General features: G+C 34.1%; 18 protein-coding genes. 4 read left to right on the top strand and 14 right to left on the bottom strand.

The annotated features are described in order from the left end of the window. Positions 1 to 16: 16 nt before the first annotated feature. Positions 17 to 2,839 (bottom strand): beta-galactosidase GalA, encoded by a 2,823-nt coding sequence (gene galA / locus H600_RS0114830; protein WP_026729526.1) that lies wholly within the window; start codon positions 2,837 to 2,839, stop codon positions 17 to 19. A 209-nt stretch (positions 2,840 to 3,048) separates the two neighbouring features. On the opposite strand from galA, the gene H600_RS0114825 reads away from it, so the two are divergent. Further along, positions 3,049 to 3,432, top strand: a complete 384-nt coding sequence (locus H600_RS0114825) for a hypothetical protein (RefSeq protein WP_026729525.1) — start codon at positions 3,049 to 3,051, stop codon at positions 3,430 to 3,432. Between the two features lie 251 nt (positions 3,433 to 3,683). On the opposite strand, the gene H600_RS0114820 is transcribed toward H600_RS0114825, so the two are convergent. Beyond that, on the bottom strand, positions 3,684 to 4,175 hold the full coding sequence (locus H600_RS0114820; RefSeq protein WP_026729524.1) for a TlpA family protein disulfide reductase: 492 nt from the start codon (positions 4,173 to 4,175) through the stop codon (positions 3,684 to 3,686). Positions 4,176 to 4,449: 274 nt separating this feature from the next. Between H600_RS0114820 and H600_RS0114810 the strand changes: the two genes are divergently transcribed. Together H600_RS0114810 and H600_RS0114805 are read left to right on the top strand one after the other, a co-directional pair. After that, complete coding sequence (locus H600_RS0114810) at positions 4,450 to 4,752, top strand: ArsR/SmtB family transcription factor (protein ID WP_012025367.1); 303 nt, start codon at positions 4,450 to 4,452, stop codon at positions 4,750 to 4,752. A gap of 7 nt (positions 4,753 to 4,759) precedes the next feature. Beyond that, positions 4,760 to 5,866 (top strand): NADH:flavin oxidoreductase, encoded by a 1,107-nt coding sequence (locus H600_RS0114805; RefSeq protein ID WP_026729522.1) that lies wholly within the window; start codon positions 4,760 to 4,762, stop codon positions 5,864 to 5,866. A 200-nt stretch (positions 5,867 to 6,066) separates the two neighbouring features. Here the strand turns inward: H600_RS0114805 and H600_RS22140 are convergent, their stop codons facing one another. The 6 genes from H600_RS22140 to H600_RS0114775 form a co-directional block, all read right to left on the bottom strand. Further along, positions 6,067 to 7,203, bottom strand: a complete 1,137-nt coding sequence (locus tag H600_RS22140) for an acyltransferase family protein (RefSeq protein ID WP_035108668.1) — start codon at positions 7,201 to 7,203, stop codon at positions 6,067 to 6,069. A 71-nt stretch (positions 7,204 to 7,274) separates the two neighbouring features. Then, positions 7,275 to 7,919 carry a DUF1349 domain-containing protein gene (locus tag H600_RS0114795; RefSeq protein ID WP_026729521.1) on the bottom strand — a complete coding sequence of 215 codons (645 nt, stop codon included), beginning with the start codon at positions 7,917 to 7,919 and terminating at the stop codon, positions 7,275 to 7,277. 194 nt (positions 7,920 to 8,113) lie between these two features. Beyond that, on the bottom strand, positions 8,114 to 10,330 hold the full coding sequence (locus H600_RS0114790) for a glycoside hydrolase family 3 C-terminal domain-containing protein (RefSeq protein ID WP_026729520.1): 2,217 nt from the start codon (positions 10,328 to 10,330) through the stop codon (positions 8,114 to 8,116). A gap of 209 nt (positions 10,331 to 10,539) precedes the next feature. Next, a complete protein-coding gene (locus tag H600_RS0114785; RefSeq protein ID WP_245176573.1) occupies positions 10,540 to 12,126 on the bottom strand; it encodes a DUF6377 domain-containing protein in 1,587 nt (528 codons plus the stop codon). 257 nt (positions 12,127 to 12,383) lie between these two features. After that, on the bottom strand, positions 12,384 to 14,645 hold the full coding sequence (locus tag H600_RS0114780; protein WP_026729518.1) for an acyl-CoA dehydrogenase family protein: 2,262 nt from the start codon (positions 14,643 to 14,645) through the stop codon (positions 12,384 to 12,386). A gap of 329 nt (positions 14,646 to 14,974) precedes the next feature. Further along, positions 14,975 to 15,892 (bottom strand): EamA family transporter, encoded by a 918-nt coding sequence (locus H600_RS0114775; protein ID WP_026729517.1) that lies wholly within the window; start codon positions 15,890 to 15,892, stop codon positions 14,975 to 14,977. Between the two features lie 186 nt (positions 15,893 to 16,078). On the opposite strand from H600_RS0114775, the gene H600_RS0114770 reads away from it, so the two are divergent. Beyond that, positions 16,079 to 17,506, top strand: coding sequence for an aminotransferase-like domain-containing protein (locus H600_RS0114770; RefSeq protein WP_026729516.1), 1,428 nt, complete (start codon positions 16,079 to 16,081; stop codon positions 17,504 to 17,506). Between the two features lie 71 nt (positions 17,507 to 17,577). Here H600_RS0114770 and H600_RS0114765 read toward each other — a convergent pair whose 3' ends face one another. The 6 genes from H600_RS0114765 to aspA form a co-directional block, all read right to left on the bottom strand. Next, positions 17,578 to 18,525: a bestrophin family protein gene (locus H600_RS0114765; protein ID WP_026729515.1), complete on the bottom strand. Its 948-nt coding sequence runs from the start codon at positions 18,523 to 18,525 to the stop codon at positions 17,578 to 17,580. Positions 18,526 to 18,702: 177 nt separating this feature from the next. Then, the gene (locus tag H600_RS0114760) at positions 18,703 to 19,425 is read right to left on the bottom strand and encodes an adenine nucleotide alpha hydrolase family protein (RefSeq protein ID WP_026729514.1); all 723 of its coding nucleotides are present in this window, start codon (positions 19,423 to 19,425) and stop codon (positions 18,703 to 18,705) included. A 77-nt stretch (positions 19,426 to 19,502) separates the two neighbouring features. After that, positions 19,503 to 20,906 carry a sensor histidine kinase gene (locus tag H600_RS0114755; protein WP_026729513.1) on the bottom strand — a complete coding sequence of 468 codons (1,404 nt, stop codon included), beginning with the start codon at positions 20,904 to 20,906 and terminating at the stop codon, positions 19,503 to 19,505. Continuing rightward, a complete protein-coding gene (locus tag H600_RS0114750) occupies positions 20,907 to 21,581 on the bottom strand; it encodes a response regulator transcription factor (protein WP_026729512.1) in 675 nt (224 codons plus the stop codon). Between the two features lie 121 nt (positions 21,582 to 21,702). Beyond that, positions 21,703 to 22,974: a BamA/TamA family outer membrane protein gene (locus tag H600_RS0114745; RefSeq protein WP_026729511.1), complete on the bottom strand. Its 1,272-nt coding sequence runs from the start codon at positions 22,972 to 22,974 to the stop codon at positions 21,703 to 21,705. Between the two features lie 152 nt (positions 22,975 to 23,126). Next, positions 23,127 to 24,536 (bottom strand): aspartate ammonia-lyase, encoded by a 1,410-nt coding sequence (gene aspA, locus H600_RS0114740; RefSeq protein ID WP_026729510.1) that lies wholly within the window; start codon positions 24,534 to 24,536, stop codon positions 23,127 to 23,129. Positions 24,537 to 24,538 lie beyond the last annotated feature (2 nt).

Here is a 24,538-nt window from a genome sequence, read left to right as displayed (position 1 = left end):
CAAAATCTGAATGAAATTATTTTAATTTTAAACTTGCTGCTTTTACTTCTTTTGCGGAAGCGGATAAAATAACTTCTTTGGCATTATCTTCTTTTTGGATTATAATTTGGGCGTAGCCATTAAAAAGCTTTCTTTTCCAAGATTCTGCTGGTGTTATGACCTGAATAATTCCGGGATCTGTATTCATTACATCCCAATCTTTAATTTTTTGCAATGGCGTTGCAGCAATATGAATTGTATTTTTTCCTTCTTTTAAGAGAGAAGTATTCAGAATGTATTTTTGAGGATCTTCAGAGCTTGCATTTACCTTGTTTCCGTTTACAAAAACGACCGATTCAATTCCAATTTTCTTGTAAAAGAAGCTCACAATATTTGAGACCGAAATATTTTTCAGTTCAAATTCACCGCGATAAATATAAGATGATGCCTGATTTTTATAATCACGGTCTTTAAAAGCTATTTTCCAATCGTTTTCAGGGTAATTTGACAATTGCTGTGGCAAAACAGCAGTTTTTCCTTTTTGTTCCTGAAAATTTGTAATTGACACCAATTCCATCTCATCTATAAACTGATCCTTTTCTAAAGAAGTTGGATCACCGTTTCCTACACCTAAAATTTTTCCGCCTTTTATTGAAAATGCTATTTCATCATTAGAAGTCGGAACATGCAAGCCATTTTTATCCGTAGTTTCAACCGTTATAACCGAAACATTCCCTTTCACAACATTTTCTTTATCCAAAGACAATTTGACGTTTTCTGCTTTTCCAGTTGTTTTTTGAATATCCGTCAACACTTTTTTGCCGTTTTTATATCCAATTGCTTCCAAAGTTCCTGTCGCATAATTTACTTTCCATTCTAAATGGCTGTTTTTATGCATTTTCTTTTTCCCTAAACTCTTTTTGTTCAAAAAAAGTTCAACTTCATCGCAGTTAGAATACGCCCAAACATCAATTTCTTTTCCTTCTAATCCAGCCCAGTTCCAATGTGGCAATAAATGCAAAACTGGCTCTGTTCCCCACCAAGATTTTAAATAAAAAACATTGTCTTTCGGGAAGCCACAAACATCCATCATACCAAAATACGAAGTCACTGACGGCCAACCATAAGGTGTTGGTTCTCCGCGGTAATCAAAACCAGTCCATATAAACATTCCGGCCAAATAAGATCTTTCAGCATAAAACTTCCAACCTTCTTCGATGCTATAAAAAGTCGGTCTAGGCTTTTGATCATAAGCACTTTTATAATGTTTAGCATCATCTGTAAAATACACCCCTCGCGTGGTGAAAGTTGAACCTTCCTCTGTTCCCATTCCCGGCTGTTGCTTGAATTCATTTCGGTGCGCGTCAATATCTCCATTTCCAAGATAATTGTAGCCCATCATCTCCACTACAGATGAAATACCACTTCTAAATCCACTGCTGATCCCAACTGTCACAGGTCTTGTATCATCAATGCTTTTTGCAAAATCCTGCATCACATTAGTAATGCGTTCGCCGACAATATTACCTTCGATATTCCATTCTTCATTTCCAACCGACCAACAAATAATACTTGGGTGATTTCGATCACGCTTCATCATCCGTTCCAAATCATTCAAATGATAATCGTTAATTCCCATTAATCGAGTTTCATCAATTACAAGCATTCCCAATTCATCACAAGCTTTCAGTAATTCGGGAGTTGGAGGGTGATGCGAACAACGATAAGCGTTTGAACCCATTTCTTTCAACTTTTTAATTCTGTAATACTGAATTTCATCTGGCAAAGCAGTTCCAATTCCAGCATGATCTTGATGATTATTGGTTCCTTTTAATTTTAACGCTTTTCCATTCAGAAAAAAGCCTTTTTCGGCATCAAATTTTATTGTTCTAATTCCGAAAGGCGTTTCGTAACGGTCAATTGTTTTTCCGTTCTGCTTTAATTCAGTAACCAAACGGTATAAGTTTGGTGCATCAATATCCCATAGAATCGGGTTTTTGACATTTAATTTTGAAGTAAAATTTGTTGTTTTATAAAATTCAGGAGCCAAAATATTTTCTGAAACTGATGTAATTTGTTTATTCGAAGCATCAAAAATCGTCTGAACTACTTCAATAGTGCCTTTGTAATTTCCTTTATTTTCTATTGAAACTTCGGTTGAAATTACTGCATCACTATTTTTCAATTCAGACTTTACATAAGTGCCATTCAAAGCAACATGAATTGGATTTGTTTTCAGCAGATAAACATGCCTGTAAATCCCTGCGCCTTCATAAAACCAGCCTTCTTCCATTGAAGTATCGGCACGAACAACGATCATATTTTCTCCACCGTAATTTACATAAGCTGTTACATCATATTCAAATCCATTGTAACCGCTTTCCTCTGTTCCGAGATAATAACCGTTGAAAAACACTTTTGAATTTCTGAAAACACCATCAAATTTTAAAGAGATTATCTTTCCCTTGTCAGCGTCTGGAATATTGATTTTCTTTCTATACCAACCAATGTTTTTTTCTGGAAAACCTTTTCCGGCTGTCTTAAATCCGTGACTGAAACTGGCGTTTTCGCTAAAAGATTGTTCGACCGCCCAATCATGAGGCAAATCAAGTTTTCTCCAGGCGCGGTCATCAAAATCTTTGGCCGCCGGACCATCTCCGAAACCTGTTTTTGTTAAATAAGAGAAATATCCTGTAGCATGACCAAAGTCTTTATCAGTGTCATATAAATGTCCAAAGGAAAATCGCCAATCTTTATCTATCAAAATCAATTCTCTATCCGATTTGCTTTGGGCAAAAGCCAAAACTGAAATCAAAAAAAAATAAATTGAAAAGACTTTTTTAAGACAAGAATTTCTCATAAAACTGTTTTGGTAAAAATTAGAAAATATAAAATTAGCTTTTTGAAGGTATATTTTTTAATAGTATTTTATCAAAAACATAAACTATTATCCTTGTATACCCCATCAAAAATGAGTAACAAAATTTAGAATCATTCTATTGGCTTTACTTTATAAAATAATTTTCTTTTGGTGTAATTTTATATAAAAATTTAAAAAACAAAGATTTTATGAGTGTTATTAAAGATGAAAAAAAGCTTCTGAGCACCATTAAGCGTATCGATGAAAAGATCGATAAGATTAATGATCAAAAGATAGTTGCCTTTTTTGATTCTCTTGGATTAACTGAAAGAGAGGACGTTCCAAAAAATTTTCTGGATTGGGATACGATTCTTATTGTCGTTCCCGATCGCCACATTTCGCATGAATTAAAATATTATAAATTCTCTATATCAAGACTTTTCTTTGTAACAAATCCGTATGCCGATAAAATCCATATTTATAATTTTGACGAATGGAAAAATGTTACACGAAACAAATCGCAGTTTCAAATTAGGGAAATGATGAAAACAAGCTTTGGAGGCGTCAAAAAGGCAAATACAGAAAACGAATAATTTAAAAAAGTCCATTAAAATGGACTTTTTTTTTGTTTCAGGTTTTTCTTTGTTTCAGGTTTCAGGTTGATTTGCTTTGTGAATTTAACCGCAAAGAGCGCATAGATTTACGCAAAGGTTCGATAAGTTTTTTTTTTAAGCTGACGAAATAATCTCGCAAAGTCGCAGAGTCGCAAAGTTTAATTTTCCTTGCGTGCTTTGCGTAAATCTATGCGCTCTTTGCGGTTAAACTTGAAACTTGAAACAAAAAACTACTTAGTCAACAAGCTGTTAACCATATCTTCTAGAGCTTTTCCGTGAATATTTTTAGCTAAAATAATTCCATTTTTATCAATTAAAAAGTTTAATGGAACAGATTGTAGCATGTACGCGCTTACAACTGGCGAACTCCAATATTTTAAGTCGCTTACGTTTGTCCAAGGCAATTTTCCTTTTGCAATTGCGCCTGTCCACAAAGGCTTTTTTGTGTCCATAGAAACGCCATAAATAAATAGTTTTTCTGGATAAGCATTATGCAGTTTCAATAAAGCCGGTTGTTCTTTGATGCATGGTCCGCACCATGAAGCCCAAAAGTCAACTAACACTAAAGCGCCTCTAAATGACGAAAGCGAAACGACATTTCCTTTTGTATCTGGAAGTTCAATTTCTGGAGCAATATCGCCGACATCGACACCTACAACTTGTGCTTTTGAACTGGTGATTGCACAACATAAGAAGCCTAAAATGAGTAATGTTTTTTTCATAATGGATTAAGTTTATTTGTTTTGGGGAATTTTTTAATCTCGCAAAGACGCGGAGTCGCAAAGTTATTTTTGACTTGCTTCCGGCTTTTACTGAGGCAAGCAACTCATAAAGCTTAAAAAGACTTTGCGACTCCGCATCTTTGCGAGATTAATACATAAGCAAATATAATTTTTCTTTAGTAAATTCTTCGTCATTTCCTCTTCTCCATCATAAAAAAATCCTAAATATTTTTCTTTAAATTGGTATATCGGGAAAAGTCGATATATTTGCGTCATGGAAAATATAGAAATCTTTAAAGCACTGTCAAACAAGTCCAGACTGCAAATGCTGGAATGGCTGAAAGAACCTGAAATCAACTTTCCAGGTCAACTGGAACATGGCGGATTTGAACACGGAGTTTGCGTGGGACAAATTCAGGCTAAAGCTGGTTTGACACAATCTACAGTATCTGAATACTTGTCTATTTTGCAACGTGCTGGTTTTATCGAAGCCAAACGTGTTGGACAATGGACTTATTATAAACGCAACGAAGGTGCCTTTGAAGCACTTAGTAAATTAATTCAATCTAATTTGTAAAATTACTATGAGTACAAACAACCTGTTTTCGGAATTTAACTTAAAATCGTTGAATCTGAAAAACCGAATCGTAATGGCGCCAATGACGCGCTCTTTTTCTCCAAATGGAGTTCCAACTGATGATGTCGCAGCTTACTACCAAAAAAGAGCTGAAGGCGAAGTTGGTTTAATTTTATCTGAAGGAACTGTAATTGACAGACCTTCATCATCAAACGATGCAAATGTTCCTCATTTTTATGGAGAATCTTCTTTAAATGGCTGGAAAAAAGTGATTGACGAAGTTCATGCTGCTGGCGGGAAAATGGGGCCACAAATCTGGCATATGGGAATTATGGATAATCACCATTCTGGTTGGGTTCCTCCTGTTCCATTTGAAGGTCCGTCTGGATTAAATCGTCCTGATTTCAGAAATGGAATTACAATGACTGAGAAAGATATTGAGAATACAATTTTGGCTTTTGGAAAAGCGGCAGCTGATGCAAAAAGACTTGGTTTTGATACGATCGAAATTCACGGCGCTCATGGTTATTTAATTGACCAATTCTTTAGAGCGGAAACAAATTTACGTGAAGATATTTACGGCGGAAAAACATTGCCAGAACGTAATTGTTTTGCCATTGAAGTTGTTAAAGAAGTAAGAAAACAAGTTGGGAATGATTTCGCAGTTATCATGCGTTTTTCTCAATTCAAACCTTCTGATTACAATTATAAATTGGCTAAAAATCCACAAGAATTAGAAGCTTGGCTTACACCGCTTGTTGATGCTGGAGTTGATATTATACATGCTTCACAACGCAGATTCTGGGAACCTGAATTTGAAGGTTCTGATTTGAATTTTGCTGGATGGGCTAAAAAAGTGACTGGAGCTCCAACTATTACTGTAGGTTCTGTTGGACTTTCAAGTGATTTCTTTGGCGCTTTTGCGGGTGAAAGTTCTGAGCCGACTTCTTTAGAAGAATTAAACAGACGTTTCGATAGAGGTGATTTTGATTTGGTTGCTGTTGGAAGACCTCTTTTATCTGATCCAAATTGGGTCGCAAAAATCAAAGAAGGAAAATTAGATCAATTGAAAGGTTTCAGCAAAGAAGCTTTAGGACAATTGGTTTTGGAATAATTTTTTTAGCTACAAAGAGACAAAGTTACAAAGGGACAAAGGTTTTACTCTGAACTTTGTTTAAAAATAGAAAAGGGATGAAATTTTAAATATTTCATCCCTTTTTTCAATTCTAAAACTAACAAAATTTAGAAATTCAATGTTTTTAAAAGGTGCAAAGTTGCGAAGATTCAAAGTGACAAAGTTTTTTCCTTAGCACCTTAGCTTCTTACAACCTCAGAACCTTTTCTCTGAAATTTATTTACAAGCCACTTTCTAACCGGCTCATCGTATAATTTTAAACATACGAATGCTAAAACAATACTTGCTAACAAAAGTGCAATTCCAGGAAGGAAACCGTCTTCTAAAGAAATTTTATTGTTAACGACCCAAGCCGTGTACCAATAAATCAATGGATAATGAGTAATATAAATTGGATATGAGATATCACCCAATAGTTTACAAATCTTAGCTGAAAAAGCACTTTTGATCTGTCCGCCGGCTCCAATTGCAACGATTAATGGGAAAACTAAAATGATACAGAATGATTCATATAATCCGTTCATCCATAAACTGTTTTCGTCTCCAAATCTTGGAAGAGCCAAAACAACAGTAATCAAAATACTGCAAATCCAGAAAGCGCCTTTTAAATGAATCAATTTTCCTAAACGACAAAGCAACATACCGGCAAAAAACGGGTATAATAATCGGGTAAAACCAATGTTCATTTGCTCCAAGTTTAAAGACCACCCGCCTATCACATCACCTTTTGGCCCAAAAACAAGATAATTAATTAGCAGTCCGGCAAATAGCAGTACAAAAACTGACAATACTTTTTTCGAAAATTTGCGAAAGATTAGGGCGTACAAGATATTTGCAATATATTCAAAAAAAAGCGACCATGCCGGACCGTCTAAAGGATGCATTTCTCCCCAGCCTCTAATTTCCAAAGAAGGCGGAATTGGCAATAATGTAAATCCGATTATCATGGTCAGAATTACTTTCCATACTTCCATATCTGCAATCATTGGAAATAATATGTCTGAAGCTTGAAAATAATAAAATAAGGCGCCTATAATCATCCCCATAATCACCATGGGCTGCAAACGAATTAATCGGCGTTTGTAAAATTCCCATTGTGTCATTTTTCCCCAACGATCATCATAGGCATAAGCAACTACAAATCCAGATAAAAGAAAAAAGAAATCAACGGCTAAATAACCGTGATTGATAATTTGCTTAAAACGGTTTCCGCCTGCGAAAGTTTCAAAAATATGAAAAGCTACAACTAATATTGCAGCAACTCCACGTAATCCGTCAAGGATTTCGTAATGTTTTTTTGGTTGAATATCATTCATATAATGGTTAATTATAAACTGTTAATGGTGAATTTAATTAATAATTGATAATTTACAATTCACAATTATTATTAGTGATTTTTCAACCATTCTAATCTTCTTTGGTCTGGAAGATGTTTAACTGTGAAATTTTCAAATTTAGCTTCAAAACCATTTCCGTCTGGCGAAGCGGCCATTAATCCAACCATAACCGGCGTGTTGTCTTGCAGTGGCGCATTTCTGGTCATGATGTAGTTTTTATCATCAAAAGAATAAAAAACTTCAACAGCATCTAACCTTCTAACGGCTTTTATCCAGATAAATGGTGGCGCTTTTTCAAGTGTGGTTACACTCCAATCGCTTTTTTCATGCGTCACTACAGTGCTGATGTTGAATTTTCCGTCAACAAATTCGACTCCGGTTTTAATGTAGTTTTTTTCGTCTACACGAATCATCAATCCCATTTGGTCAAAACGAGCGATGTAATTTCCTGTAATTTTTACTTTGGCCTCAAACTCACCACCGTAAGTTGCATAGTAAAAAGGCGCATCATCAACCGTAAAACCGTAATGCGAAATTCGCCAGTAATCACTGTTTGGCGTTACATTCATAATTAACGCATTGCTTTTAATTTCCCATTTTTCAGGTTCATTAAACCATTGCATTTTATTTAAACTTTGTGCCGATAGATTTTGAATTAAAATTAAAGCGAATACTAGAAGTATAATTTTTTTCATGTCATTTATTTTTTTTCAACCATAAAGATATTAAGAAAGTTAAGTTTGACTTAATGAATGTTAGCATCTAAAACAATAAGAAAATAAAGCATTCTTAATGAATCTTAATGTCTTAATGGTAAAATTACTAAAAGCAAAGCTGCAAATTTTTACACTTGCAGCTTTACAAACCAACCAATTTAGAAATAATGAAATTATTGAAGTGAAAAGCCCACTTTAGATTTAATATCTGTTGAAGATGCACCAATTAAAGCTTCAAAAGCTCCTGGTTCAGCAACCCAGTCGTGTTTTTTATCATCAAAGAAACTCAAAGCAGTTTTGTCAACAGTAAAAGTTACTGTTTTCTCTTCTCCTGCTTTTAGCGAAACTTTTTCAAAACCTTTTAATTCTTTTATCGGACGTGGAAGAGAAGATTTTAAATCGCTGATATAAAGCTGTACAGTTTCTGATCCTTCACGGCTTCCAGTATTTTTTACAGAAACTGAGAATGTAATTTTGTCTCCTGCTCCCATTTGTTTTTTGTCAGCAGTAACTTTTCCATAAGCAAAAGTGGTGTAGCTTAATCCATGTCCGAAAGGGAATAAAGATTTGATTTTTTGTTTGTCAGCCCAACGGTATCCAACATAAATTCCTTCGTTGTAAACAACCTCATCTCCACCTGGAAATTGTCCTAAAGCGTGCGCTCCATTATCTGTTAATTTTACTGGGAAAGTGAAAGTCAATTTTCCTGACGGATTCACATCTCCAACTAAAACATTTGCCAAAGCATTTCCTGCCTCAGTTCCTAGAAACCATCCTTGAACAACTCCTGGAACTTCTTTAATCCAAGGCATTGACACAGCATTTCCAGAAATATTAATGAAAACAATGTTTTTATTTACTTTCGCCAATTGGCTGATTAATTCATTTTGTCCATAAGAAAGTTCCAATCCTTTACGATCGTGTCCTTCATCATCTTGATTAGGGCTTTTGTTCAAACCTCCAATAAAAAGAACAATATCAGCATCTTTAGCTACTTTTAAAGCTTCAGCGGTCAATTCAGCAGGTGAACGTTTTTCTTCTAAACTTACTTTGGCTACAACTCCATTATAATTGCTTGTTGGATCTCCAACGTAACCACGAGCGTAAACAATTTCAGCTTGATTTCCGATTTTTTTCTTTAATCCTTCAAGAGGGGTAATTTCGTATCTCGCTTTTAAAGAAGAACTTCCTCCACCAACGGTCATCATTTTGATTGCATTTTCTCCAATAACCGCAATTTTCTTAGTTTTAGAAAGGTTGATTGGCAAAATATTATTGTTGTTTTGCAATAATACAATTCCTTCTTCAGCAATTTTACGACCTGCATCAGCGTGTTCTTGTGTTCCAAAAGAACCGAAAGGACGATTTTTATCCATTGTCGTCAAGAAAGCCAAACGCAAAATACGACGTACTTTTTCGTCTAATTCTTTAGTTCCAACTTCCCCTTTTTTAATCATTTCTGAATAAGGTTTTGCTAAATAATAATTATCATAAGCATTGCTCGTACCCCAAGAAAGTCCGTTTGTCCAAGAACCGAATTCCATATCTAGACCATTATAAATAGCTTGTTTTGTATCATGAACACCGCCCCAGTCTGAAACGACAACGCCTTTGAAACCCCATTCTTTACGAAGAATATCGTTTAACAAATATTCATTGTGGCAGCATTGCTGTCCTTTGTATTTGTTGTAAGCTCCCATAATCGCCCACGCATCACCTTCTTGCACAGCCGCTTTAAAAGCCGGAAGATAGATTTCGTATAAAGCACGATCATCAACTACAACATTTACAGTATTCCTGTTTGTTTCTTGATTGTTTAATGCGAAGTGCTTTACGCAAGCCGCAACGCCATTTGATTGAACTCCTTTGATATAAGGAACAACCATTTTTGAAGTCAAAAACGGATCTTCTCCCATATATTCGAAGTTTCTTCCGTTTAATGGGCTTCTATAAATATTGACTCCAGGTCCTAATAGTACATTTTTATTACGGTAACGTGCTTCTTCTCCAATAGATTTACCGTATAAAGAAGCCAATTCTTTGTTCCAAGTTGCAGAAAGTGCCGTAAGCGCTGGAAAAGCAATACAAGAGTCGTTTGTCCAACCGGCTTGATCCCATTCGTCCCATTTTACTTCGGTACGGATTCCGTGTGGTCCATCGGTCATCCAGTTTTCTGGAATTCCAAGACGTTTTACACCTGGCGAACTAAATTTTGACTGCGCATGAATCATGGCAATTTTTTCGTCGGTTGTCATTCTTTTAAGCGCATCTTCTACACGCTCATCAATTGGCTTTTTATCATCAAGATAAACCGGAACTTTATTTTGTGCATTCAATCCGAATGAACTCAATAAAACTAAAACAACGATTGTTTTAACGTTTTTAAACATAACTATTATTATTTATTTAAGCATTCAATTTACATACAAAGTACTAGTGGTCAGTTGTACCTTTTATTAATATTGTAAAACTAAAACGTTATCGTACAAGTTACATTTTTAAGCGAAAAAAAGTAGTGAATTAAAAAATCAAAACATTGATTATCAATTTAATAAACAAAAAAAAGCACTAAAAAAAGTAGTGCTTTTAAAATTTTTCTTTATGATTTCAAAGTAATTAAACCTATTTTCATGACCATTTCTTCGAAATCATTTCGGGAAACTGCCGCTTTATTTCTAGCTCTGGTTCTGTAATTGTAAATTGTACTTAAAGAATAACGAAGAAATGCCGCTATCTTAATACTGTCTGTAATTCCAAGTCGGATTAAAGCAAAAATTCTTAACTCAGTATTCAGCAATTCATTCTGTTTTAAAACAATTTGCTCTTCCGGAATTAGCAACGCATTAAAATCCTTTACAAAGGTTGGATACAAATTCAAAAAGATAATATCGAAGTTTTTATACAACTCTTCCAATTCATTATCCACTAAAGTCGTAGATTTGAGCATTTTATAAATCTCGTCAAACTGTTTGGCAGTTGCTTTTTTGTTTAAAATAATCCTATAATTCTCTAGCTTGTTGATATAAGTCGAACAAAGACTGAAAAAATGAGCTATATATTCCTCCTTAACGTGATTAGATTCAGATAATTGCGAATTTCTTTCTTGAAGTTGTTCGTTGGTTTCTGTTATGTCTTTGTTTAATTCGGCTAATTTCTGACTGGTTTCATACAATTCTCCTCGAATTCTGGAAACCTTTTTCATTTGTTTGTAAACATAAATTATCGCAACAACCAAAAAAAGCGACAACAAACTAATACACAGTAAATAAACCTGCAATTCAGTTTTTCGCTTGGCTTCTTTTTCCAAATAAACAGTGTTAATGATCGAATATACCTCAGACATTAAAAGCGTCCTAAACTGTACATTGCAGTAAAGTGCATCTTCAATTGCAGATTGCGTGAGCTTATATGCCATATCAACATCACCAATTTCATAAAAAACAGATGCTAATTCCTGCAACGAAGCATTGTCTTTATTCGCATTTTTTAAATCTGATGTGGCAGAAAGTGCATAATATATTTTTCTAAGTTCAAGATTGTCTGTTGCTTCGTATATTTTTGCCAAAAGATAAGTAATCATCGCATATTGCGGATTTTCTTCTTTAGTAACTTTCAATAAAGCTTTTAACTGTTTTTCGGTGTTGACATATTTTTTTAAAAAGATGTCTTGCGTAATCCTATTGATTTGATAGTCTAAAGTATTTGGTTTTAAAACCATTAAAAGCGAATCGCGATATTTTGCAATTTGCTGACGGTATTCTTCGTTATAACTGTTGGCGGCATAATGCTCAAAAAATTCTCGATATGAGATGTAATAATTTGGCAACAAATTAGAAGGCAGGGCTTTCTTATTGATACTTTTTAAGATCGCTTCAGACTCGCGATATTTCCCCGAAGAAGAATAAAGCGTAACTAATTCCAATTGAGCCAAATTTAGAAGTTCTTTATTTTGAAGCGTCCCTGCTATATGAACATTCTTTTTCACATAACGAATCGCCGAATCTGAATTGAATTTCTGATACTCGAGATATAATGTTTTATTGTAATTGTATTCTTGTTCTGGCGTTAAACTTTCCGATTTTATTTTCTTGAAGTTTAAAATTCGCTCTTCTTTGAGCTTAACGTAATGCTGTTTGTTTTTTAACGCATCATTTAATTTATCCAAAATAATATCTTCGCTATCCAAAGCAAATGTTGGAAAGCTGAGCAAAAAAGCACAAAACAGTAAAAGGTTTTTCAAGGTGGTGGTCGATAGTTTTTAGAAAAGCAAATATAATGAAATTAGTTTCTGAGATACTAAGATGCTAAGGTGCTAAGTTTTTTTATTTGCCACGAATTACACGAATTTTCACTAATTTCTACGCTATCTTAAATAATTATAATTCGTGGAAATTCGTGAATTGCTTCGCCTGTTCGCTATCGCTCGGGTCGTGGCAAAAAAAATTATAATGTTGCAATTGGTGCAGCTAAACAACTTTCTGGAATATCAAAAGCATTCACAAGCGCAACGGCGTCTGGGCGAATATCCCAGCATAATTGATTGACTATTTTTCGGATGGCTTTGGTTTTCACTGCTTCCATATAACCGTCTTCAAGATACCAAGCTTTGTTTTTTTCTAGCTGTGAAAGCGCAAATAACTGGTACAATTTGGTTAATATCACTTTTGAATTTTCATCTTTAATTGTTTTTAAAGCTTCTTGGAATTGCTCCAAAACAATTCGTTCCAAATAAGCTTGCGCCACATCAATCATTTGATGCTGTACAACATTAAAAGCATCATAAGCTTCTAATCCGCCGTCAACTAATTTTTTGATACGTCGCGCCGCCGAAGCCAAAATTGTTTTTTCTCTATGAATAAAAGCTTGATGATGGAATTCTGAATCCAATAAATGTTCATCTTCAGTTCTTCTTGTTGCAATTGGGTTTTTCTCTGATAAAGCCGTTTTGGCATTTTCATAAACATAATTGATGATGCCAAGCGATCCCATTTCTCCAAAAGATTTTCTGAATTCAGATAATCTATTTTTGGCAACCAACTGCATTAAAACCGTATTATCACCTTCAAAAGTGGTGTAAATTTCAGTATCATTTTTTAAAGCGTCGATTCGATTTTCAGATAAATATCCTTTTCCGCCACAAGCTTCACGGCATTCTTGCAAAATGTCTCCTGTACTCCAAGTTGAATAGGATTTTAATCCTGCTGCCAAAGCTTCTATTTCCTGCATTTCGGCTTCAGTTCTATTCAAAAATCTATTCGTAAGATATTGAAGCGCAAAATGAACGGCATAAGTCTTCGCTAAATTTGGCAATAATCTTCGTTGATGCATTCTGTAATTTAAAATCGGAACTTCAGATCCACCTTCTGGCCCGAATTGTCTTCTTTGATCGCTGTAGCGAATGGCAATTGTCAATCCAGATTTCGCCGCCGCCAAAGCTGATCTCGGAATTCCGATTCTTCCTCCTACCAGAGTTCCTAACATGGTAAAAAAGCGACGGTTGTCACTCGGAATCGGGCTTTCAAATTCGCCTTTTTCATTTACAGAAGCAAAACGATCCAACATATTATCCTTCGGAATCACAACATTATCAAAACTAATAGTTCCGTTATCAACGCCGTTCAAACCCATTTTATGACCACAATCACCAATTGTAACGCCTTTTACCGTATTTCCGTTTGTATCACGCAACGGCACCACAAATGCATTTACGCCGTAATCATGATCATCAATAATTAATTTAGCAAAAACAGTTGCCATTTGGCCATGAACGGCCGCGTTGCCAATGTACTCTTTTTGCGCGTTTTTATTTGGAGTATGAATCGTAAAAGTCTGATCGCTGTGATTATAAGTTGCCGTCGTTTCTAAACCTTTTACATTTGATCCATGATGCGTTTCGGTCATTGCAAAACAGCCTGGAAGTTTTAAAGAACCTATATCTTTTAAATATTTAGCATAATGTTTTTCGGTTCCAAGAGACTGAACGCTCATTCCCCAAAGCCCGAATTGAACGCCAAATTTGATTACCAAACTTAAATCATGATAACTCAACGTTTCCATAATCGCAAAATAATCCTCGACATTTCCTCCTCCCCCATATTCTTTTGGATAGGCCATATTTCCAAGATTTTCCTCGGCTAGAATTTTACACCAATTGTAAACTGTTTGGCGGAAAACATTAATATCTGTAGAAGTTTCATAAGCAAATTCAGGTCTTGAAATAATTGATTTTACTCTTTTTATGATTGGCGCTTCTTTTCCATCCAACAATTCAGTTATTTTTTGAATATCAAAATTGTTTGTTGTCTGCGAATTTGCTGTAAACGAATCGGCTTTTGTTTTGAAATTCTGAAGCGCTTCTTCGCCTAAAATTCCAAGATCATTCTCCAATTTTGTAAAATCTGATTCTATTGGGGTTAAATCCAAATCACTGCCAGAAAGTGCTTTTGCAATATCAAAAATTGACTTGATAGATGATTTATCTTGAATACTTTTTTCAATATCCAATTTCCATTGTGTAAGTTCATTTCGCGAAGGCGGATTTGAAATATCAACTTTTGAAAGCAAATATTGTTTTTCTTCTAAAGATAAAACGTTTAAGGAATTTATGAATTCTTTTAGTGTCGAAAATTCTTTCTGAGTCAAAAGATCATCAGACCACACTAAATAAAATAACGGAGTAAAGGCTTGAAGTTTGGCAGCTTTCATAAAATTATAGGATTCGGTTTGTTTAGTTTTTTGCCACAGATTACACTGATTAAAAGGATTTTTTTTAGCAACGAATTACACACAAATTTTCACGAATTAGATTTATTTAAGGCAAGTGCTTAATAAAAAAAGAAATTTGTGAAAATTTGTTTAATTCGTGGCTGTTTTTTTGCACAAAACAATTTAATCCTTTTAATCAGTGTAATCTGTGGCTAATATTAAATTTACTGCATAAAAAAACAGGAATGAAAAATAATCATTCCTGTTTTAAAACCCTGTTAAGATTCTCGTAATTTTACTTTCTAAACCAATAAAAAATGCAAAACCAACTATTGAGAATCTTTAGACGACAGGATATATTTTTGTCTTATCGCAAAAATATGATGTGAATTAAAAACTAACACCGCTATAAAAATGATGCTATAAGCTGCAATCTGCAAAGTGCTTATTTTCTCTTTGAAAACAAATGCCGCTAACATAAAAGCAATCATTGGATTAATATTCAATAACATTCCGACAGTAGAAGATGGAAGCCCTGAAAGCGCATATAAATTCAGAAATAACGGAATTATGGTAAAAGCTATCGCAATCGTTTCAATGCAGAAATAAAACTTAAACTCTGTTGGTACTGGACCACTATAAGCTGGATAAAAAGGCAACAAAACTAGTGCTGCCAATGTAATATGAAATGTCAGTACAATGAATTTATCGAAACCTTTATTAATTCTCTGGCTTACCAAATATGAGGCATATGTCAAGCCGATAATGATGCTGAAAAACATATCCATAATATCTGCATAAGAGAGCATCAAACAGCCTAAAATACTTAATCCTACCGCAAGCCATTGTGTTTTGGCAAGCTTTTCACTTAGCAGAAAATAAGCCAATAAAGTGGTCAAAATCGGGCAAACTAAATATGCAAGAGAAGTCGCCTTAACGCTCACGTGATTCATAACATATATGTAAGTAAACCAATTGGCCATTAAAAAGAAGCTTCCGCTAATATTAAGCAAAACTGCTTTCTTCTTTTCTGAAGAAGAAAGCGCAGCGAAACTCCCCACGGTTTCTTTTATTTTGCTTCTTTTGAAAAGAAAAGCAATCAACAGCATCAAAATACTGCAGCTGAAAACTCTAAAAAATAAAATATCTAAGGACTGATAATTATGAATTGGCCTCAAGACCAAACTGAAAAATCCCCAGACCGTATAAGCGGTAATCGCAGCTGTATAATATTTTGTTGTTTTCACGATTTCTATTTCTTCTTTTTTCTGAGACAAATTTCTTAAAAATAAAATAGCAATACAGATACAGTTTTTGTAAATTGCAACATAACAGTTTATTTTATGAAATGAGCATAACCGTAAAATAGTCGCAAACACTAATGAAAATATGCGAATTACATATTACCTATAAAAAACAATAAATATCACAATATGAAAAGTTCCAATTACTTGTATTTACAGTTTGCAGATGTTATTGAAAAACAAATAAAATCTGGCCTTTTGAATGTTGGAGACAAATTACCCTCAATTAGGGAAGTTTGTGCCGAAACAGGCTACAGCATGAGCACCGTAAGCAAGGCATATTATGAAGTTGAAAGCAGATCGTTGATTGAATCGCGTCCACAATCGGGATACTATGTGAGTAATATTTCGGCTAGAAATATTGCAGAACCTTCTGCCAGCAAACCAATTTTAAAAGTTGAAAATATAGACCGCGAAGATTTGCTTGATTTGGTTTATGGCGATATGAGAGTAAAAGATGTTACGATGCTTTCGCTCGGTTTTCCTTCAAATGAATTATTGCCGATTGCAAAATTGAACAAAGGAATGGTTCAAGCCATGCGCCAATTGCCAAACAGCGGAACAAGTTATGAGGAAATTCAAGGGAACAGTAATCTGCGAAAAGAAATTGCACGCTGGTCCTTTACATGGGGCGGTTCATTGACTGAAGATGATATTATTACCACTCCGGGTTGTATTTCTGCTATTTCGGATTGTTTGCTGACATTGACAAAACCAGGAGATACAATAATTACCGAAAGTCCTGTTTATTTCGGAATTCTACAACTGGCTCGATCGTTAGGTTTGTATGTAATGGAACTTCCGACCAATATGACAACGGGAATCGAATTGGAAGCCGTAAAAAAAACACTTAAAACTAACAAAGTAAAAGCTTGTGTTTTGATGAGCAATTTCAGCAATCCTTCTGGAAGCATGATGCCAAGCGAGCACAAAAAAGAAATTGTCCGATTAATGGATTTTTACAATGTTCCGTTGATTGAAGATGATATTCACGGGGATTTGTACTTTGGCACAAGCCGACCAACAAACTGCAAAACATATGATGAAAGTGGCATTGTATTGTGTTGCAGTTCAGTTTCTAAAACATTGGCTCCTGGATACCGCGTTGGTTGGGTTTCACCAGGAAAATTCAAAAAAGAAATGCTCCGAACCAAATTGTATCATACCATCTCCTCGCCTACTATTACACATGAAGTTGTGGGCGATTTCTTGAAAAACGGCCGTTATGAAAATCATCTCCGAAAAATTCGTCAAATCTTAAACCGAAATTGCAATAATTATATCAATACTGTTTTAGAATCTTTTCCAGCAGGGACTAAAGTGAGCCAGCCTCAAGGCGGATTTTTTCTTTGGGTAGAATTGGATAAAAAAATTGATACTGCTGCGTTTTATCATTTGGCTATGAAACACAATATCAGCATTGCGCCGGGAAGAATTTTCTCTTTTCAAGATCAGTTTTCAAATTGTATGCGTTTGAGTTTTGGTCTTCCTTGGACAAATGAATTGCGTCAATCCATTCAAACTTTAGGAAATTTGCTGAAAAAATATTCGCTTTAAAACATAAAAACCAGACAGCGCCACTAATTAAAACGCTGCCTGGAAAAATTGAGAAACTAAGTCAATTTACTTTATAAAACGTAGTAGGCATTTTGCTCTACCTTTTTTGAAGTTTCTTGTAAATCAAATTCTTTCAGAATATCAAATTCGCTTTGGTATTCGTTAAGCATTTGTTTTATATTCTTTTCAATTGTATTTGCAATTGCTGTAACCGGAGTATCTGTAGGCCTGTTTTCAAATGGATCTTGCAAATGGATTGCCATTCTTTCAATCAAAAAGAAAGCAGCGCCAATTGCTGTAATCAACGGAATTGCAAACCAGCTTAACACACTCGTCAGGCCAAATGGCAATAATAAAATGAACAAGCACAATGTCAATCTGATATACATACTATATGTTGTTGGGAAAATTGTGTTTTTGATTCTTTCACATTTACCCATTTCATCGCATAATCTAGACAAAGTATTATCAATTTCAACTTGCTGATACCTATTAAATCTCTTTTCGTTTTTCGCATTTCGCAAATCTCTAGCATGCAACATTAAAATTGCATTCGGAATGTTTTGATGATTTTGAATGTATCTTATCTCATCTTCACTCATCAAACCTTCAAGTGGCGTTATAGCATCTTTATTTCGAAGTGCCTGCCCTAGACTATAACACCAAGCAATCTGTCTCTTGGCAAAATTTTCTTTGAATTCGCTTGCTTCAACAGAAAAATCTGGATCCTTATAAAATGTCAAAACCTGACGAATTAATGTTCTTGAATCGTTTACAATTGCGCCCCAAACAATTCGAGCTTCCCACCAGCGATCATATGCCTGATTAGACTTAAATGCTAATAACAAGGAAATAATGGTTCCAATCATTGTTGGAATTGCTATTGGAATATCAACAGGCAAATTGATAAAATAATGATGAAATATCTCAAACAAAACGGTGTACGCTAATACAAGTACTATTTCTACTTTAATCTTGCCGAGAACGTACTTCATTGGTATTCTTTTCTTTAATAACATATTTTCGGTCTTAAATTAATGTTTTCTAGTTATTGGTTGAATGTTGTTGGTTGGTCTGCATTAATTTTTCTAAACACGATTGTATAAATGTAAGATCATATAAAATACAGTCTTATAATTATTTATTAAGCATAATGCCTAACAACCAGCAACTTTCAACCAACAACATTCAACTAATCACGCCATCTCTTCATACAATGAAAGTACAGGAAGTCCTAATTTTTCATTGATGCTTACTTTTTTATTCTTTTTGAATTTGATTTTTTCTCCTTTTCGGGTTTCTACCAGCAAATCGATTTCATATTTCGAAATTGCTTCAGATAAATACGGAGCCATATTTTCAAAATCATCATCAAACTTAGAAGCTTGACTTACAATCTCATAAGAGAAATTTTCATTCAAAAATTGCTGTACATCTTTCACATGCATATTGGCAGTGCTACTTTCAATATAAAGTGCTTTTGTGAAATCTTCTTTTAAGCGCTCATTGCCAAGATGCAGAATTGGGCATTTTTGATTTCCAGCCAATTGAATTAAATATTGATGAATACGCTTTGTTTCTTGTTTGTACGAATGAGTCAAAATCACCAACTTCACTGAGAAATGTTCGATAACGCGCTTAAAAATTGGAGATGAAAGTCCGTATTGATTGTGAACTTTAATTTTGCAGTTTGGAGTATGTTCTACAATATATCTGCAAGTTTCTAAAACCTCTTCTTGGCTTATAGTTAGTCCAGTTTTCATTTCACGCAAATAAAATGAAGAAGAAAAAGAATCTGGAGTTTCAGCAACCATCAATAAAATGATTTCACAAGCCGAATCTTTAGTTTGGTTCACTGCCGATTTAACTGCAGAAATTGTATCGTCTTTTAAAGTAGTGGGAATAAGGATATTTTTCATAAGTATAATCGTTTAGTTTATACATACAAAATAACTCCTTGAAAATTAGACGGGTATTAACCTAAAATTAGAATTTTCTAAGATTCAACATTAGAATTTTTAATGTTGTTTTTCTTGATTTTTGATTTATTAAAAATAATGGTAACAATTGTTCCTTTATTTTGTTCCGACTGTACTTGAATCTCTCCATCGTGCATGCGAATGATTTTTGATGCCAAAGGAAGCCCCAAACCATAACCTATATATTTGGTAGCAATTTTCCCTCTAAAGAAAGGTTCATATAAATGTGGAATATCTTCTGGTGGAATTCCGATTCCAATGTCATTAATTGCAATTTTTATTAATTCCTTATTCGCAGAAAGAGTTACAAATACCTCATTGTTATCAGAATATTTAACTCCATTTGTTATAATATTATTTATTGCCAATTCCAAAAGTGGTTTGTTGCACGGAATCAAAAGCAAATTAGAATCTTTTGGCGCAAAATTAAGCTTGATGCTAACACGGTTATCTGGGAAAATTTTATCCAAATCTGATTTTACATCCAGTAATAATTCGTCTATTCTGGCAATATCCAATACTTGTTTTTTTCCATCATAACCTGTCTGTGTCAACTTGAGCAAGCTTTCAGTAAGGTTTCCTAATCTTGAAGCTTGGCTGTATATATTTTCCAATGATTCAACATATTCTTCAATTTTTCTTTTTTTCAAAAGCATAATTTCCGACTCAGCAATAATAGTCGTAATTGGTGTTTTCAATTCATGCGAAGCATTGTTGATAAAGTTGGCTTGAATTTCAAATGAAGTTTCCAACCGGTCGAGCATATCATTAAAAGTGGCTGTCAGATCTGAAATTTCATCTGAATTTTTGACTTCTGGCAATCTGTTATGAAGATTTGAAGCACTTATTCGATTTACCTCCTTTGTAATTCTCGCCACCGGATTAATAACACGTTTAGCTAAAAATCGGCCTAAGAAGAAAGCTAGAAAAATAAATGCAATACCACCAAAAACTAATATTTTAATAATATACATAGTAGTCGTTTTTCCGCGTCTGTCGCGCGCACCTACAATAACAATATATTTTTGATTGTTTTCAGTAAAAACTTGTCCTAAATAATATTTGCTGTTGATTTCAAAATAATCTTTTCCTGTACTTAAAATTGTTGAATAAAACGTGTTTGGCAAATTCAGTTTTGTATTGTATTCAAAACTATTGGCACTGTTTATTTTAAGAACATATTCCTCTTCTTCAATAAGTTCTTCTAGTCCGTTCTTTTTAAGATTGCTGTAATATTTTATTTTCTCAGGATCATTTTGAAAATGTATTGATGCCACAATTTTTGCTCGATCTTCTAATCTTTTCAAGAAATGATAGCGGTTATTTTCCCTAAAAAGGACAAATACAACAATACACAATAGCAATGTACTAAAGGTAGAAAGTGCTACATATGTAAAAGTAATTCGTTTTCTAATATCCATCTAGGGCTGTATTACATAACCTAAACCTTTCATCGTATGAATAAGTTTGGTTTTATAAGGTTTGTCAATCTTTTTTCTTAAATAATTGATATAAACATCCACAACATTGGTGTTCATATCAAAATTAATATCCCAAACATTATCTAAAATCTGGTCACGGGAAACAATTCTGCCTGCATTTCTTGCCAAATAATACAGTAATTTAAATTCTTTGGCTGTCAAAACTATAGCTTCGCCATCTCTTTTAACCGTTTTCGCTTTTCCATTTATTTCTAAATCGCCAATTGTTATGGCATCGATTTTTTCATTGTCCTGATTTGCTCTTCGGTTCAAAGCATTTACTCGGGCATCAAGTTCTCCAAATTTAAAAGGCTTTACTAAATAATCATCCGCGCCTGCATTTAATCCTGTCACGATATTTTCAGAAGTGCCTAAAGCGGTTAAAAGCAATATTGGCACAAAGTTTTTACTAGCACGAAGTCTTCTACAAATTTCGATTCCGTTAATATCCGGGAGCATTACGTCTAAAACAACAACATCAAAATGATAATTGTCAATCATCTCGAGGGCAGTTTTGCCATCGAGAGCCACACTCACTTCGTTATTGTTTTCGGCAAATCCTTTTCGTAAAATCGACAAAAGATTTGGCTCATCTTCGACTATTAGTAACTTCATCTAAACTTGTATATACAACAAAAATAAGGATTGCCTTTAAAAATATAAATCACAATAGTTAAAAATTATGATTTAATTATGAACAAAAGTATTCTGTAGTCATTAGGAAAGAAGCAAATTATTAGAAAGTTTCTCCTGCATTGAGGTAAAAACCTTTAGAATTATTCCCCCAAGCATAATCCATAATCAAATTGGTTCTTGTCGCTTTATCTATTAAAACGCGCAAGCCAAAACCGAATGCAGGCTGGATATATTGAAAAAGTTTGGTATCTGTATCTGGATTGCTTGTCGTTACAAAATTTGTGAAGACAGTACCACTCAACATTTGGTTGCATGTAATTGGGAATCTAAATTCAGTAGCGGCATAAACCAAATTTGTCCCTCTAAATAATCCTTGAGTATATCCTTCCCCGCTTCGACTGCGCTGATCCCAGCCAATTGCAGGCAAATTTAAATACGGAACTTTCCCTTTGGTAACAAATTGCCCATAGGTCCAAAGTGCCAGAATATATCTTTTGTCTTTTTGTGAAACTGGAATAAAATTTCGGTATTCAGCATACAAAACATTGCTTACATCCTGATTATCAAACAATACAGGATTAAAGCGATAATTAATATTGGCAAACCAACCGTGACTTGCATTTACTTGATTATCTCTTGAATCATATACCAAATTAAGGCTCATTCCGTTCAAAAAATATTCTTTATCATTAAAACCATATTTCTGGCTATAATCATAATGATATGTCAGATTTCCGTTGGGAACATCAAGATTTTCATCAACAATACTTGAATACCAATCAATATTGATACCGCCACCTACATAAAAGTTTGGACGAACCTGAAAAGAAACCGATTGATGAAATTTGAGGTAATTATAATCCATTGGTTGTGCAATAGAATCAATACTAAAGCCGTCCTGCTGTTCACGACGAGGCGGAATAATATTTGTTCCTAAACCATAATTGGGTTGTGAGAAAATATACAAACGATAATCTCCACTCAAAAATATATTATTATTTTTCAGCAAAATATTATTCTTGACATTGATAAGCCATTGTTTTTTTGTTGTATACGTTATCCCAACATTTGCGATAGAATATTTATCTGTTTTCTCTTTTCCTTTAAAAGTATATTGGGCTACTGCACCATAAAAGAAACCTGTTGCAGGCTGTGAACCTATCGCTGGAATAATCAAGAAAAAACTATTTTTTATGGGTTTGACAACATATACAGAATCCTTTTTTTTAAAGATTTCCAATATTGTTTTAGGAGGACAAATCTTAGAACTGTCAATCTCATTTTGAGCATTCAGACTAAATTGAATAAGGAAGAACAATCCGAAGATTTTAAATTTATTCTGAAAATAATTATTTTTTAAAAATTTTACCATACGGAAGTTTTAATTTTTTGAAGCAATAATCAATTCATATGTAAATATATAGCTTATTTTCAAGATTTTACATTACTAAATCAACAAATGTAAAATAAAAAAAAGCCGTCGATAAAATGACGGCTTGTTAATGTTTTTTATAATACCAAATGTTATTTTGTAATAAATTTTGGATGGATCAAATTTTCTAACGAATAGATTTCATCCCATTTTTCTTGCGTTATTAGTTTACGTTCTAAAACTGCTATCTGATGTACGCTTTTATTTGTCTTTAAAGCTTCTCCAGCAATACTTGCGCTCTCTTCATAACCAATAATAGGGTTTAATTGTGTCACAATTCCAATGCTGTTCATTACCATATTATAGCAGTGATCTACATTTGCAGTAATTCCGTTTATGCATTTATCGATTAAAGTCTGGATTGCATTTGAAAGATAATCCAATGAAGTAAACATCGCAAAAGCAATAACTGGTTCCATTACATTCAATTGCAATTGCCCTGCTTCTGCTGCCATTGTTACTGTTAAATCTTGTCCAATTACATAAAAACAAGTCTGATTCACAACTTCAGGAATTACAGGATTCACTTTTCCTGGCATAATAGACGAACCTGGTTGGCGCGCTGGAAGATTAATTTCATTAAAACCTGTTCTTGGTCCAGAACTTAACAATCTCAAATCGTTACAAATTTTAGAAATCTTAACCGCAGAACGTTTTAAAGTTCCCATAATCTGAACGTAAGCTCCTGTATCAACTGTTGCCTCAATCAAATCTGGCGAAAGCGTCAACGGAATTCCTACCTCGTTTGCCAAATATTTTACACAGATTTCTGGATAGCCTTCTGGCGCATTTACTTTTGTTCCAATTGCTGTTGCGCCCATATTAATTTCTAATAATAATTCCTGAGCATTTTTCAAACGTTGAATATCCTCACCGATTGTTGTGGCATAAGCTTTAAATTCTTGTCCTAAAGTCATTGGCACCGCATCTTGCAACTGTGTTCTTCCCATTTTTAGAACATCTTTAAACTCTTCACCTTTTTTAGCGAAAGCAACTTCTAAACCGGCAAAAGTTTTAATGAAACTTTCCATTTTCAAATACAAAGCAATTCTAAATGCCGATGGATAAGCGTCGTTTGTTGATTGTGAACAGTTTACGTGATTATTTGGATGAAGAAAATTGTATTCTCCTTTTTTATGGCCTAAATATTCCAATCCGATATTAGCTATTACTTCATTGGCGTTCATGTTTACTGAAGTTCCGGCTCCGCCTTGAATTAAATCGCTTACAAATTCTTTATCAAATTTGCCCGAAATTACTTGGTCACTTCCATAACAAATTGCTTCCGCAATTTTAGGATCAATTGCATTACAATCTTTATTAGCTAAAGCTGCCGCTTTTTTTACATAACCTAAAGCTTTAATAAATAACGGTTCTTTTGAGATTGGAATTCCGGTAATATTGAAGTTTTCTACCGCTCTAAAAGTCTGAATTCCGTAATATAAATGATTGGGAATTTCTAATTCTCCCAAAAAATCATGCTCTTTTCTTGTTGATTCCATAT

Origin of the sequence: Flavobacterium denitrificans DSM 15936, assembly GCF_000425445.1 — a bacterium.
Taxonomy (GTDB): domain Bacteria; phylum Bacteroidota; class Bacteroidia; order Flavobacteriales; family Flavobacteriaceae; genus Flavobacterium; species Flavobacterium denitrificans.
This window is presented reverse-complemented; position numbering and strand designations above follow the sequence as displayed.

Excerpts from the sequence above, each read along its gene's own strand:
- galA (WP_026729526.1), bottom strand. The coding sequence starts at position 2,839 with ATGAGAAATTCTTGTCTTAAAAAAGTCTTTTCAATTTATTTTTTTTTG.
- H600_RS0114825 (WP_026729525.1), top strand. The coding sequence starts at position 3,049 with ATGAGTGTTATTAAAGATGAAAAAAAGCTTCTGAGCACCATTAAGCGT.
- H600_RS0114820 (WP_026729524.1), bottom strand. The coding sequence starts at position 4,175 with ATGAAAAAAACATTACTCATTTTAGGCTTCTTATGTTGTGCAATCACC.
- H600_RS0114810 (WP_012025367.1), top strand. The coding sequence starts at position 4,450 with ATGGAAAATATAGAAATCTTTAAAGCACTGTCAAACAAGTCCAGACTG.
- H600_RS0114805 (WP_026729522.1), top strand. The coding sequence starts at position 4,760 with ATGAGTACAAACAACCTGTTTTCGGAATTTAACTTAAAATCGTTGAAT.
- H600_RS22140 (WP_035108668.1), bottom strand. The coding sequence starts at position 7,203 with ATGAATGATATTCAACCAAAAAAACATTACGAAATCCTTGACGGATTA.
- H600_RS0114795 (WP_026729521.1), bottom strand. The coding sequence starts at position 7,919 with ATGAAAAAAATTATACTTCTAGTATTCGCTTTAATTTTAATTCAAAAT.
- H600_RS0114790 (WP_026729520.1), bottom strand. The coding sequence starts at position 10,330 with ATGTTTAAAAACGTTAAAACAATCGTTGTTTTAGTTTTATTGAGTTCA.
- H600_RS0114780 (WP_026729518.1), bottom strand. The coding sequence starts at position 14,645 with ATGAAAGCTGCCAAACTTCAAGCCTTTACTCCGTTATTTTATTTAGTG.
- H600_RS0114770 (WP_026729516.1), top strand. The coding sequence starts at position 16,079 with ATGAAAAGTTCCAATTACTTGTATTTACAGTTTGCAGATGTTATTGAA.
- H600_RS0114765 (WP_026729515.1), bottom strand. The coding sequence starts at position 18,525 with ATGTTATTAAAGAAAAGAATACCAATGAAGTACGTTCTCGGCAAGATT.
- H600_RS0114760 (WP_026729514.1), bottom strand. The coding sequence starts at position 19,425 with ATGAAAAATATCCTTATTCCCACTACTTTAAAAGACGATACAATTTCT.
- H600_RS0114755 (WP_026729513.1), bottom strand. The coding sequence starts at position 20,906 with ATGGATATTAGAAAACGAATTACTTTTACATATGTAGCACTTTCTACC.
- H600_RS0114750 (WP_026729512.1), bottom strand. The coding sequence starts at position 21,581 with ATGAAGTTACTAATAGTCGAAGATGAGCCAAATCTTTTGTCGATTTTA.
- H600_RS0114745 (WP_026729511.1), bottom strand. The coding sequence starts at position 22,974 with ATGGTAAAATTTTTAAAAAATAATTATTTTCAGAATAAATTTAAAATC.
- aspA (WP_026729510.1), bottom strand. The coding sequence starts at position 24,536 with ATGGAATCAACAAGAAAAGAGCATGATTTTTTGGGAGAATTAGAAATT.